The organism is Halobacillus massiliensis, from assembly GCF_900166625.1.
GTDB classification, from domain to species: Bacteria; Bacillota; Bacilli; order Bacillales; family Halobacillaceae; genus Halobacillus_A; species Halobacillus_A massiliensis.
Genome location: NZ_LT800499.1, coordinates 2,566,513 through 2,580,377, shown reverse-complemented (window position 1 = coordinate 2,580,377; position 13,865 = coordinate 2,566,513). Strand labels below are relative to the sequence as shown.

10 protein-coding genes and 1 pseudogene are annotated in these 13,865 nt (G+C 41.3%); 6 read left to right on the top strand and 5 right to left on the bottom strand.

Annotation, left to right across the window (positions count from 1 at the left end; translation table 11 throughout):
- Positions 1–247 precede the first annotated feature (247 nt).
- Both fdhF and B7E06_RS12885 read left to right on the top strand, forming a co-directional pair.
- Positions 248–3,199 carry a formate dehydrogenase subunit alpha gene (gene fdhF, locus B7E06_RS12890; protein WP_082234381.1) on the top strand — a complete coding sequence of 984 codons (2,952 nt, stop codon included), beginning with the start codon at positions 248–250 and terminating at the stop codon, positions 3,197–3,199.
- On the top strand, positions 3,192–3,659 hold the full coding sequence (locus B7E06_RS12885; RefSeq protein ID WP_082234380.1) for a helical membrane plugin domain-containing protein: 468 nt from the start codon (positions 3,192–3,194) through the stop codon (positions 3,657–3,659). Before fdhF ends, B7E06_RS12885 begins: the two co-directional genes overlap by 8 nt.
- Positions 3,660–3,710: 51 nt before the next feature.
- Here B7E06_RS12885 and B7E06_RS12880 read toward each other — a convergent pair whose 3' ends face one another.
- The 4 genes from B7E06_RS12880 to nfsA all read right to left on the bottom strand — a co-directional run bounded on the left by B7E06_RS12880 (position 3,711) and on the right by nfsA (position 6,858).
- Entirely contained in the window at positions 3,711–4,193 is a 483-nt protein-coding gene (locus tag B7E06_RS12880; protein WP_082234379.1) for a DUF456 domain-containing protein, read from the bottom strand.
- 88 nt (positions 4,194–4,281) lie between these two features.
- On the bottom strand, positions 4,282–5,283 hold the full coding sequence (locus B7E06_RS12875) for an aldo/keto reductase (protein WP_082234378.1): 1,002 nt from the start codon (positions 5,281–5,283) through the stop codon (positions 4,282–4,284).
- Positions 5,284–5,381: 98 nt separating this feature from the next.
- Entirely contained in the window at positions 5,382–6,113 is a 732-nt protein-coding gene (locus tag B7E06_RS12870; RefSeq protein ID WP_082234377.1) for an NAD-dependent protein deacylase, read from the bottom strand.
- Between the two features lie 13 nt (positions 6,114–6,126).
- Entirely contained in the window at positions 6,127–6,858 is a 732-nt protein-coding gene (nfsA, locus tag B7E06_RS12865) for an oxygen-insensitive NADPH nitroreductase (RefSeq protein ID WP_082234376.1), read from the bottom strand.
- A gap of 165 nt (positions 6,859–7,023) precedes the next feature.
- Between nfsA and B7E06_RS12860 the strand changes: the two genes are divergently transcribed.
- The gene (locus tag B7E06_RS12860) at positions 7,024–7,368 is read left to right on the top strand and encodes a hypothetical protein (RefSeq protein ID WP_082234374.1); all 345 of its coding nucleotides are present in this window, start codon (positions 7,024–7,026) and stop codon (positions 7,366–7,368) included.
- A gap of 102 nt (positions 7,369–7,470) precedes the next feature.
- Positions 7,471–9,498: a penicillin-binding transpeptidase domain-containing protein gene (locus B7E06_RS12855; protein ID WP_082234373.1), complete on the top strand. Its 2,028-nt coding sequence runs from the start codon at positions 7,471–7,473 to the stop codon at positions 9,496–9,498.
- A gap of 525 nt (positions 9,499–10,023) precedes the next feature.
- Here the strand turns inward: B7E06_RS12855 and B7E06_RS22085 are convergent.
- Positions 10,024–10,230, bottom strand: a pseudogene (locus tag B7E06_RS22085) (nitroreductase family protein); the annotation flags it as partial.
- A gap of 165 nt (positions 10,231–10,395) precedes the next feature.
- On the opposite strand from B7E06_RS22085, the gene B7E06_RS12845 reads away from it, so the two are divergent.
- Entirely contained in the window at positions 10,396–10,740 is a 345-nt protein-coding gene (locus tag B7E06_RS12845) for a hypothetical protein (RefSeq protein WP_082234374.1), read from the top strand.
- Between the two features lie 102 nt (positions 10,741–10,842).
- A complete protein-coding gene (locus B7E06_RS12840) occupies positions 10,843–12,870 on the top strand; it encodes a penicillin-binding transpeptidase domain-containing protein (RefSeq protein ID WP_082234373.1) in 2,028 nt (675 codons plus the stop codon).
- The last annotated feature ends 995 nt before the right edge of the window (positions 12,871–13,865 follow it).

Here is a 13,865-nt window from a genome sequence, read left to right as displayed (position 1 = left end):
ATATCTGCAAAATAATGGAGGGATTTGTCGGAAGATTTAATCTTGAATAGAAAAAGTACATATATAATTCTGAGGCTTTCTCAAGATAACTGATTTTCTGTCAGAGAGCATCGATTTAAATTATATGGTTATAAAGAAGACATCAGAGTCTGATCTATTCTTCAAGCAGCTGCTCGTAAGAATGGATTTATATAGATTTTTATACAGACTTACAAGAAATTAATTTATATAGGGGAGGGGTTCATGGATGCTCGAACAAGATCATACCATAGTCACCGTTAATGGAAAGGAATACTTAGCGGATCCAGGGCAGAAACTTATTGACCTGTTAAACGATACTGCGGAAAACATTCCTCAGATTTGCTACACGGAGTCACTAGGTACATTAGAAACATGTGACACCTGTATCGTTCAAGTAAATGGCGAGCTGCAGAGAGCCTGTGGCCTAACAGTGGAAGCAGGGATGAAAGTACAGACAAAACTGCCTCACGTACAAAAGGCTCAGAAAGAGTCACTTGACCGGATTTTAGAGAATCATGAACTGTATTGTACCGTATGTGATTATAATAATGGAACATGTGAGATTCATAACACGATGGCAGAATGGGGCCTCGAACATCAGTCACGTCCATTTAAAGAAAAACCCTACAACCGGGATGATTCAGGTTCATTTTACAGGTATGACCCCGATCAGTGCATTTTATGCGGACGCTGTGTAGAAGCGTGTCAGGATGTAGCTGTAAATGAAACTTTAACGATTGATTGGGAACGAGAGCAGCCCCGGGTTATTTGGGATAATGATGTGCCAATCGATATGTCTTCCTGTGTCAATTGCGGGCAGTGTTCTACCGTATGTCCTTGTAATGCCATGATGGAAAAAGGAATGGAAAGAGAAGCTGGTTTTATTACAGACCAGGAGCCGGGCATTCTAAAAAATATGATTGAGCTAACGAAAAAAGTAGAGACCGGATACGGCCCATTATTTGCTGTTTCCGACACCGAGGCCTCAATGAGAGACAGCCGTATCGAAAAAACAAAAACAGTTTGTACTTACTGCGGCGTAGGCTGTACATTTGATGTTTGGACAAAAGATCGCGAAATTTTGAAAATTGATCCACAGCCGGAGTCCCCTGCTAATGGAATCGCTACGTGTATAAAAGGAAAATTCGGCTGGGATTATGTGAATAGTGAGGAACGTTTAACTAAGCCGTTGATCAGGCGAGGAGATTCTTTTGAAGAAGTTGAATGGGATGAAGCCATCTCTTATGTTGCTAAACGATTCAATGAAATCAAGGAAAAACGCGGGGCCGATGATTTAGGATTTATTGCTTCATCCAAAGCAACGAATGAAGAGTCTTATTTAATGCAGAAGTTTTCTCGTCAGGTTATAGGAACAAATAATGTAGACAACTGCTCCAGGTACTGCCAGTCACCAGCTACCAAAGGGTTATTCCGTACAGTTGGTCATGGAGGAGATTCAGGTTCAATCGATGATATAGCTAAAGCTAATTTAGTTATTGGGATTGGTACAAATACATCAGAGTCCCACCCCGTTTTAGCTGGAAGAATTAAGCGTTCGAAGAAACTATTCGGGCAAAAACTGTTCGTATTTGATTTAAGGAAACACGAGATGGCCACTAGAGCCGATCGATTTTATCAGCCGAAGTCCGGCACTGATCTTGTCTGGCTGTCAGCTGTAACAAAATATATTTTAGATCACGGACTGGAAGATAGGAAGTTTATTGACGAATGGGTCAACGGGTATGAAGAGTACCGGGAAAGCCTTGAACCGTTTACAATGGAATACGCTGAACAAATGACAGGTATCCCTAAAGCTGAACTAATTGAAGTAGCAGAAGAGATTGCGAATACTGATAAGGTAGCTATTTGCTGGGCAATGGGTGTCACGCAGCATATGCGCGGTAGTGATACAAGTACAGCCATCTCAAACCTGCTCCTCGTTACAGGGAATTATCGAAGAGAAGGTACAGGAGCTTATCCTCTTCGTGGTCATAATAATGTGCAGGGCTGCAGTGATTTTGGCAGTATGCCGAATTTATTTCCAGGTTATCAGGAAACAGAAGATGATGAAGCCAGATCAAAATTTGAAAAGGCATGGAATTGTGAAATTCCAAAAGATCCTGGAAAAGATAACCATGAAATGATTAAAGCCATTCATGATGGCTCCTTAAGTGCTATGTACGTAAAAGGGGAAGACACAGGAATTGTAGATGCCAATATTAATTATGTAACAGATGCTCTCGCAAAACTGGAGTTCTTCGTTGTACAGGATTTATTTTTAACGAGAACTGCACAGTTTGCTGACGTTGTCCTGCCTGCTGCGCCTGCCCTTGAGAAAGATGGAACGTTTACCAATACAGAGCGAAGAATTCAACGGCTTTATAAGGCACTTGATCCCCTTCCAGGATCTAAGCCTGATTGGGAAATTATTCAGCTGCTTGCTCGTGAAATGGGAGCAGATTGGAACTATGAGCATCCATCAGAAATTATGGCAGAAGCTGCACAGCTGACACCGCTATTTGCCGGGGTCACATATGATCGCATGGAAAAGTACGAATCACTTCAATGGCCTGTAGCGGAAGACGGAACAGATACGCCGCTTCTGTTTGTAGATGGTTTTCCTTTTGATGATGGAAAAGCGAAGTTCTTCCCTCTTGAGTTTGAGCTTATGTACGATACAACGGAAGAATATGATCTTCATGTTAACAACGGCCGCCTTCTCGAGCATTTCCACGAAGGTAATATGACTTATAAGGTAGAAGGAATCAAAAGGAAGACTCCTTATCCGTTTGTGGAAGTATCCAAAGAGCTGGCTGATGAAAGAAATATTCGCGAAGGAGCCAAAATATTACTCATTTCTGAGGCTGGAGAGGCTAACGGTACTGTAACAGTTACTGATCGTGTGCGTGGAAAAGAAATATTTATTCCTATGAGTGCTGACGGTAAATCAGCTGTTAACCTGCTTACCGATAATCGTGTAGATAAGGATACCGATACCCCAGCTTTTAAAGAAATCGCTGTTCGAATGGAAGTCCTTAAGAAGGAAGGGAAGTCCCCGATCCCTCCAAACAATCACCGAAGAGGAAACCCTGTGCCGCAAGTCGGAGTATTTGTTGAAGGGAAATGGGAAAGAAATGACTATGAATTCCCAGGAGATCAGGTGAGAAAAGATGGGTAAAGCGATTACGAATATTAAAAGGCTGGAAATCCCGAAAGAGGAACAATTAGAGAAAGATTATCAAGAAGTTAAACAGGCTTTGGCAGAGAATAAAGATAGTATTCTTACAGCCATTGAATTGTTAAAAGCATTAAATGAGGGAGGTACGTTAGATACTGCCAGAGCATTAGTTCATTCAAAGAAAGATGCTCTTGGCTATGTGGTGAACGAGATCAGCAAAGAAACCTACAGCCCTCTGCTGGAAAATCTTCCAGAACTTTTCTACCTTTTAGTAGAGCTTGATGTAAAATCGATAAGAGAAGTGACGAACAGGTTAAATAGTGGTGTGGAAGAAATGCAAAAAGCCGATCTAAATGACAGAACTTCTGTATTTGATTTGGCAAAATCCTTAAGAGATCCAGAAATCAATCGGAGCATTACGATGATGATGCAGTTTCTTAAAGGGATGGGAAGAGAATAATAAAATAAGGGTGTTTCCAAGAGCAAACAGCTCAACGGAAACACCCTTTTTCTATGCTAATACTTCCACTAAGAACCAAATGATCATAAACAGCTGGATTACTATTTTTGCTGCAGTTCCACTTAAGAAACCAAATAATGAGCCGACGGATGCGGACAATGCTTTCTCGGCGGAGCGTGTTTGATATAATTCAACAACAAGTACTACAAAAAAAGGAACAATAATAATTCCAAACGGCGGAATGAGAAAAGAACCGATAATTACACCAATTGCGGCTGAACGCTCTCCCCATTTACTTCCCCCAAACTTTTTCACCCAAAAGCTGTTAGCAATTACATCAGCCAGAAATAGTGAGGCTGTAAGGACGATCATGATCCCCCAAAAGAAGATCGTTAATTCTGTACGATCCAATACGAAATGATACATGAGGAACCCGAGCCAAAGGACAAGAGCTCCGGGAATAATCGGAAATATTAGGCTTGCAAAACTTGCAATAAATAATAAAACAATAAGAATCCAAACTAAAATATCCACTTTGTATTCCTCCTAGTAGACTTCTGCCATATATAGTGTAGCAAAAAAATAAGAACCGGGCTTGTGTAAAGCACCCGGTTCTATTAATTTAAATGCCTAACGTCTGTTTATCAGGGGGAGCCATGAACTCTGGTCCGGCCGGATCGCTTATATTTTGTGCCAAAATGTTATCTATTTCTATCATCGTATCTTCATCGATTTCGAAATCGTGTATTTCCTTTATAGCATCAAGCTGATCCGGTCGTCTGCCTCCCATTAAAGCAATACCTGTTCCTGGCTGCTGAAGCACCCAGCGAATCGCTAAATGAATCACTCGCTTATTAAATTTATTCTGAGCCAGCTTGTCCAGTTCCTTAACAGCATTTAAATACTGATCAAATCTAGGCTGTTGGAACTTTGGATCGTCCTTTCTAAGGTCATCCCCTTCAAACTTATGGTCTGAAGACATTTTTCCAGAAAGAAGTCCTCGGCACAAGGCACCGTAAGTGATTGCTGATAGCTCGTGTTTCTGTCCGTAAGGCAGGACATCATTTTCAGCTTGTCTTTCGAATAAGTTATAGGGAGGCTGTACCGTGTGAAGAGGTGCAGCTTCGCGAAAACTGTCCATTTGTTCTGGTGTGAAATTACTGACACCAATGGCGCGGATTTTCCCCTGGTTATATAAGTAATTGAGCACTTCTGCTGTCTCATGAAGCGGTGTCAGAGGATCCGGCCAGTGCACTTGGTATACATCGATATAATCCGTGCGAAGTCTTTTTAAAGAATCCTCTACTTCCTTGTGAATTCTTTCTTTAGTACCATTTCTAAATGGTTGTTCCTCTTTCCAATCAAGTCCCGTTTTGGTAGCAAGAATAAGGTCCTCACGTTTTCCAGACTGCTCTACAGCTTTACCGATAATTTCTTCAGAACGGCCAAAGCCGTATACCGGAGCCGTATCTATAAAGTTAATGCCATGGTCGATAGCGGCATGAATCGTGTCGAGTGATTGCTGCTCGTCTGTGCCGCCCCATTTCCAACCGCCTATCGCCCAAGTACCTAAGCCGATGAGGCTTGCTTGTATCCCTGTTGTACTTAAATTAAGTTTCTCCATATTTTACACCTCCAGCTAATCAGTGTGTACCCTGGATCGATTTAAATTAATCGTCTCGAAATGTTTAAAACGGTGGGAGTCTTTTTTCTAGCAATTCTTCAAGACTGCATATACGTTTTTAATTCTCTCACTGCAGTCGTTAAATCTCCGAGCACCACTTCATCAAAAATATAGTTTTTTATTGTTGGTTCTTTATTAATTATAATCGAAAAAACCCCACGACTTGCAGCGTAATCTGGAAGAAAACTAAATGGAGTTACCTGAAGGGACGTACCAAGAACCAGCAATAAATCAGCTCCATCAATAGCTGCTTCTGCAGCATCGTGCTCAGTAATTAAATCTCCAAATAATACAACATTAGGTTTAATAGCCTTAGCACAGGTGGTGCATAAAGGTACTTCGTGATTTAGTACGAAATCCAAGCTATAGGTGTCGCCGCAGCCTGGACAATGCGCTTCATCTAAAGAACCATGATATTCAATAATCCTTTCACTGCCTGCTTTTTTATGAAGGCCGTCTACATTTTGAGTAATGACTGATACTTTCCTTTTTAAGTTTTCCAGCTCTTTGATAAATTGATGAACCTCGTTCGGCTCATATTGCTGCAGCAATTTTATCCGAAATATCTCTTTATATTTTTTCCAGAAATCTTCTGGATGTGAGAAAAAATAGTCACTTGACATATATTCCTCACGCGAGAGTTCTTCAGTCCATAATCCTGTACTTGAACGAAAATCAGGAATACCACTGGCCGTGGAAACTCCAGCCCCAGTCAGTACGGCAATATGATCCGCTTTTTCTATACGCTCTGCAATTCTTTTAAGCTGCATTGGTCTTCACCTCTTAGCGTTTGTTGTATCCTTTTTTCTGAACGAGGTCAGTTACATCCATGCGTATTGTATTAGAAAACCGCCGATGCATTTGTTCAGTCCACGTGTCTATTCGCTGATTAGAAGCACGGGACTGGTAATATGCTTTAATTTGTTCATCAAATGATCGTATAGCATCTTCATGGTCTTCATATTTGTTTTCAAAATATACAGCTTTAAGGGGAAGGCGGGGTTTTATTTCGGGTTGATGGTCAGGTTCCCCTATTGCCATGCCAAACAGTGGAATAACATGCTGAGGCAAGGCAAGCAGCTTATCGACTTTAGCCAAATTATTTCTTAAGCTGCCTAAATAGCAGATGCCCAGGCCCATTGATTCTGCAGCCAAGGCAGCATTCTGGGCAGCCAGTGCTGCATCAATAGCAGATACAAGAAAATGTTCACTGTTTTCCAGGTTCTCTTGCATATCTTCAAGATTTTCTGCTGAATGTGTCTGTCGGTGAAGGTCAGCGCAAAAAACAAGTAAATGACCGTTGTTTTTTACGTAGGGCTGTCCGCTTACTTGAGCTAATGCTTCTTTTTTCTTCTCATCTGTTACTCCGATAATTGTATAAGCCATCATGTAGCTGGAAGTGGAAGCTTGCTGAGCCGCATTTATAATAGTATGAATCTGCTCTTCTGTCAGTTTAGTATCTTTGAATTTTCGAATACTTCTATGGTTCAAAATGGTAGCAATAGTTGAATTCATATTCTTCCTCCATACTTTAATTTTGTAGATAGAATAACATACCTTATAAATAAATAGCGTCTGCAATGCTTAAGGAGGAAAGATATTGAAAATAAATATATCTTAAAGAGGATAATGTCGATAACTGTAGAAATAGTTATTTAAGTAAGAAAAGGGAGGAATAAGATGACAGAGGTATTTGATTTCAGAAGCTATAAATCCAGAAAAAACTTAAAGCAAATGAGCCAGAAAAACAGGGTTTATGAAATCTATTTAACTACAGTCAAATATATCCTCAAACACCGTTCTTCCGAATATAATCCGCCCGGAGATTACTTAAGTACAACAGCTGACTTGAATGAAATCTTTGCAGGAAACGGCAACTTGTTTGCTAAGACATTTTCTGAGCTGACAGAATATTGGAATATTCAAATCAATCCAGCTAAAGACTATCCAATGGGTAAAGAATTTGAACATTTTCCAACGGTGGGTCACTTATGCTCATTTATTGAGAAAAACCTGCCCGGATAGAAGAAGCCGATTTTTTCTGCTTTTCAGTAATTTTTTGATATAATTCTAGGCAAACGGTCCTAATGATAGGATAATGGATTCTGAAATATAGGAGAGGTGAAAATGAAGCGTGTAAGTATTATTTTAGGAGCTGTCCTACTGGCAGTTATTACCGGTTGTTCAGATAAGCCGGATCCGGAGTCAGTTTTGAAACAATATACAGAAGCCTGGGAGAATCAAGATTATAAGGAAATGTATAGTTTTCTTAGTGAGAGTTCTAAAGAGGTCCTAAGTGAAGAAGAGTTTGTAGAAAGGTATACAACAATATACGATGGAATTCAGATGAGTGATTTGGAAGTTACATATGAAACACCAGAAGATCAGGATTTTGATAAAGAGGATCAGCCTTCATTAAGTTATCAGCTGAAAATGAATTCACTGGGTGGAGAAATTAACGATGAGAATGAAGCTGAGTTTGTATTTGAAGAATCAGAGGATGGTGATCATTGGGCTGTACGATGGGATTCATCAATGATTTTTTCTCAGATGGCCGAAGGTGATAAAGTCAGAGCTCAGACGCTGAATGCGGAAAGAGGAGAAATATTTGATATAAATGGAGATGAATTAGCGGTTAACGGTGTTGTCCAACAGGTAGGTTTAGTGCCGGAAAGAATGCCTGAAGATACCGATCAAGCAGCTGAAGTGAAAGAAACGTTAGCAGACGAGCTGAACATATCTGTTGAGTATATAGATGATCAGCTTAATCAGTCATGGGTTCAGGAAAATTCATACGTACCTCTTGCTTCTGTTGCGGATGACGATGAAGAAAAAATTGAAGCCATCAGGGATTTAAGCGGCAGCCAGTTACAGGATAAAAATGCTAGAGTATACCCGCTGGGTGAAGCAGCTGCTCATCTGACTGGATATGTTGGATCTGTAACAGCGGAGCAGCTGGAAGAATTAGAAGGGAAGGGGTACTCAGCATCATCCTTGATAGGACAAACTGGTCTTGAAAGTGTATTGGAAGAAGATTTGCGTGGACAACATGGGGGCCAGGTTGTCATTAACAGTGCGGATGGAAATGAAAAAGCAGTCCTTGCTGAAAGAGAGCCAAAAGCAGGAAAGGATTTTAACCTTACAATAGATGCAGACGTGCAGAGTGAGATATATGATGAAATGAGCGAAGATTCCGGATCGGCTGCAGCCATTAACCCGACTACAGGACAGGTAAGCGCACTAGTAAGCTCACCGGCTTATGATCCTAACGAATTTATTTTAGGTATGAGTAATGAGCGTAGAAAAGAACTGCAGGAAAACGACCAGCGTCCGCTGACAAATAAATTCACAGCCAACTATTCCCCAGGCTCTACCTTTAAGCCTATAACAGCAGCGATTGGATTAGAATCAGGAGATATTAATCCTGAAGAAGAAATGACTATTCCAGAGAAGAAATATACACAAGATGGGTGGGGGGATTACTCGGTTACTAGAGTGGATGGAGCAAATAAAGATAAATCTGTCACCTTAAAAGATGCCCTCGTTCGTTCAGATAATATCTACTTTGCCCGCACGATTCTTAATATCGGCGGTGAGACATTTTTAGAGAAAGCTGCCGATTTTGGATTCGGTGAAGAGATTCCTTTTCCTTATCCAATCAGCAGTTCACAAATCTTAAACGATGAGTCTTTTGGCAAGGAGCAGGAAATTCTGCTCGCAGACACAGGCTATGGGCAGGGACAGGTTCAAATGAGTTCGCTTCATGTGGCCCTTACGTATACACCTTTTATTACAAACGGTACATTGTTAGAGCCAGTATTATTTACAGATCAGGAACAAGGTAAAGCCTGGCATGAAAATGTAGTCAGCGAAGAAACTGCGTCTATTATTCGCCAGGACTTAACCGCAGTTGTCGATGATCCGGCAGGCTCTGCCCATCAACCCCAAATTGAAGGTATCCAATTGGCAGGCAAAACAGGAACCGCAGAACTAAAAAAATCACTCGAGGATGAAAATGCCCAGGAAAATGGCTGGTTCGTCGGGTGGGACAGAGAAGAAGAAGATCTGCTTGTTTCTATGATGATTGAAGATGTTGAAGAGGGAAGTTCCTATGTCGTGGAAAAAGTGAAAAATGTATTTCAGGAATTGGAATAAATGGGAAAGACACCGGATGCATCATCCGGTGTCTTTTTATTCAGGAAGATTACTTTTGAGTAGAACCCCACCATTATCAAATAAAAAAGTAGAGGTGGAACTGCGGCCACTGAGCGGTGAGGTGATTGTTTCATTCCGCCAGATTAAGTAAAGAAACGAACTATTAAAGATATTTTGTTTCTTGCTGTTTCCCAAGGAGTGTATTTCTTAAAGGGTAGAAAGTTCCGTTTACCTGAATATTGAGATCGAGCCTGGGGAAAGACTAGCTTTCCATAGGCGCACAGTAAGCTTCCTCGGGCTTTTCGCCCTCCGGGATCTCACCCTGTTCTATCCTCCCATAGGAGTCTCGTCGTTTCCCCGGGCCCTTTATGTTTTTTAGAGTAACTGAACAGTGGAATAGTGAGGACAAATACGATGGAAAGTTGAAGTGAATTCCCTTGTTCCGTTTCCCTTGATAAAGAGAGGCGGGCCAGGGGAAACAACTCGCTTTCCATGGGCGAACGGTGAGCTTCCTCGGGCTTTTNTTACGTAGGGCTGTCCGCTTACTTGAGCTAATGCTTCTTTTTTCTTCTCATCTGTTACTCCGATAATTGTATAAGCCATCATGTAGCTGGAAGTGGAAGCTTGCTGAGCCGCATTTATAATAGTATGAATCTGCTCTTCTGTCAGTTTAGTATCTTTGAATTTTCGAATACTTCTATGGTTCAAAATGGTAGCAATAGTTGAATTCATATTCTTCCTCCATACTTTAATTTTGTAGATAGAATAACATACCTTATAAATAAATAGCGTCTGCAATGCTTAAGGAGGAAAGATATTGAAAATAAATATATCTTAAAGAGGATAATGTCGATAACTGTAGAAATAGTTATTTAAGTAAGAAAAGGGAGGAATAAGATGACAGAGGTATTTGATTTCAGAAGCTATAAATCCAGAAAAAACTTAAAGCAAATGAGCCAGAAAAACAGGGTTTATGAAATCTATTTAACTACAGTCAAATATATCCTCAAACACCGTTCTTCCGAATATAATCCGCCCGGAGATTACTTAAGTACAACAGCTGACTTGAATGAAATCTTTGCAGGAAACGGCAACTTGTTTGCTAAGACATTTTCTGAGCTGACAGAATATTGGAATATTCAAATCAATCCAGCTAAAGACTATCCAATGGGTAAAGAATTTGAACATTTTCCAACGGTGGGTCACTTATGCTCATTTATTGAGAAAAACCTGCCCGGATAGAAGAAGCCGATTTTTTCTGCTTTTCAGTAATTTTTTGATATAATTCTAGGCAAACGGTCCTAATGATAGGATAATGGATTCTGAAATATAGGAGAGGTGAAAATGAAGCGTGTAAGTATTATTTTAGGAGCTGTCCTACTGGCAGTTATTACCGGTTGTTCAGATAAGCCGGATCCGGAGTCAGTTTTGAAACAATATACAGAAGCCTGGGAGAATCAAGATTATAAGGAAATGTATAGTTTTCTTAGTGAGAGTTCTAAAGAGGTCCTAAGTGAAGAAGAGTTTGTAGAAAGGTATACAACAATATACGATGGAATTCAGATGAGTGATTTGGAAGTTACATATGAAACACCAGAAGATCAGGATTTTGATAAAGAGGATCAGCCTTCATTAAGTTATCAGCTGAAAATGAATTCACTGGGTGGAGAAATTAACGATGAGAATGAAGCTGAGTTTGTATTTGAAGAATCAGAGGATGGTGATCATTGGGCTGTACGATGGGATTCATCAATGATTTTTTCTCAGATGGCCGAAGGTGATAAAGTCAGAGCTCAGACGCTGAATGCGGAAAGAGGAGAAATATTTGATATAAATGGAGATGAATTAGCGGTTAACGGTGTTGTCCAACAGGTAGGTTTAGTGCCGGAAAGAATGCCTGAAGATACCGATCAAGCAGCTGAAGTGAAAGAAACGTTAGCAGACGAGCTGAACATATCTGTTGAGTATATAGATGATCAGCTTAATCAGTCATGGGTTCAGGAAAATTCATACGTACCTCTTGCTTCTGTTGCGGATGACGATGAAGAAAAAATTGAAGCCATCAGGGATTTAAGCGGCAGCCAGTTACAGGATAAAAATGCTAGAGTATACCCGCTGGGTGAAGCAGCTGCTCATCTGACTGGATATGTTGGATCTGTAACAGCGGAGCAGCTGGAAGAATTAGAAGGGAAGGGGTACTCAGCATCATCCTTGATAGGACAAACTGGTCTTGAAAGTGTATTGGAAGAAGATTTGCGTGGACAACATGGGGGCCAGGTTGTCATTAACAGTGCGGATGGAAATGAAAAAGCAGTCCTTGCTGAAAGAGAGCCAAAAGCAGGAAAGGATTTTAACCTTACAATAGATGCAGACGTGCAGAGTGAGATATATGATGAAATGAGCGAAGATTCCGGATCGGCTGCAGCCATTAACCCGACTACAGGACAGGTAAGCGCACTAGTAAGCTCACCGGCTTATGATCCTAACGAATTTATTTTAGGTATGAGTAATGAGCGTAGAAAAGAACTGCAGGAAAACGACCAGCGTCCGCTGACAAATAAATTCACAGCCAACTATTCCCCAGGCTCTACCTTTAAGCCTATAACAGCAGCGATTGGATTAGAATCAGGAGATATTAATCCTGAAGAAGAAATGACTATTCCAGAGAAGAAATATACACAAGATGGGTGGGGGGATTACTCGGTTACTAGAGTGGATGGAGCAAATAAAGATAAATCTGTCACCTTAAAAGATGCCCTCGTTCGTTCAGATAATATCTACTTTGCCCGCACGATTCTTAATATCGGCGGTGAGACATTTTTAGAGAAAGCTGCCGATTTTGGATTCGGTGAAGAGATTCCTTTTCCTTATCCAATCAGCAGTTCACAAATCTTAAACGATGAGTCTTTTGGCAAGGAGCAGGAAATTCTGCTCGCAGACACAGGCTATGGGCAGGGACAGGTTCAAATGAGTTCGCTTCATGTGGCCCTTACGTATACACCTTTTATTACAAACGGTACATTGTTAGAGCCAGTATTATTTACAGATCAGGAACAAGGTAAAGCCTGGCATGAAAATGTAGTCAGCGAAGAAACTGCGTCTATTATTCGCCAGGACTTAACCGCAGTTGTCGATGATCCGGCAGGCTCTGCCCATCAACCCCAAATTGAAGGTATCCAATTGGCAGGCAAAACAGGAACCGCAGAACTAAAAAAATCACTCGAGGATGAAAATGCCCAGGAAAATGGCTGGTTCGTCGGGTGGGACAGAGAAGAAGAAGATCTGCTTGTTTCTATGATGATTGAAGATGTTGAAGAGGGAAGTTCCTATGTCGTGGAAAAAGTGAAAAATGTATTTCAGGAATTGGAATAAATGGGAAAGACACCGGATGCATCATCCGGTGTCTTTTTATTCAGGAAGATTACTTTTGAGTAGAACCCCACCATTATCAAATAAAAAAGTAGAGGTGGAACTGCGGCCACTGAGCGGTGAGGTGATTGTTTCATTCCGCCAGATTAAGTAAAGAAACGAACTATTAAAGATATTTTGTTTCTTGCTGTTTCCCAAGGAGTGTATTTCTTAAAGGGTAGAAAGTTCCGTTTACCTGAATATTGAGATCGAGCCTGGGGAAAGACTAGCTTTCCATAGGCGCACAGTAAGCTTCCTCGGGCTTTTCGCCCTCCGGGATCTCACCCTGTTCTATCCTCCCATAGGAGTCTCGTCGTTTCCCCGGGCCCTTTATGTTTTTTAGAGTAACTGAACAGTGGAATAGTGAGGACAAATACGATGGAAAGTTGAAGTGAATTCCCTTGTTCCGTTTCCCTTGATAAAGAGAGGCGGGCCAGGGGAAACAACTCGCTTTCCATGGGCGAACGGTGAGCTTCCTCGGGCTTTTCGCCCTCCGGGATCTCACCCTGTTCTATCCTCCCATAGGAGTCTCGCCGTTTCCCCCGGCCCTTTACGTTCTTTTGAGTAACGGAACATTTAAGAAGAGAGGATCGATCCCATGAGAGGGCTTATTGATATTATAGCGTTCCGTTTGAACTATAAAATTTAAAGAGGCTGGGAAATGGCGAGACTCCTGCAGGGAGATTGAGCCAGGGTGAGATCCGCGAGTGTAACGAGCTAGCTCACCGGCTCCCCGCGGAAAGCGAGCTATTTCCCAGCCGCTTTTCTCTTATTCCAGTAAACGGAACAGCCATTCTCCTTCATAGAAGGAAGGTCACCAAGGGAAATGGGGAGACTCCTGCAGGGAGATGAGCCAAGGTGAAATCCGCGAGTGTGAGCTAGCTCACCGGCTCCCCACGGAAAGCGAGTCATTTTATACAGTAAACGGAACAGCTTATTCTCTTCATAAGTAAGAAAGA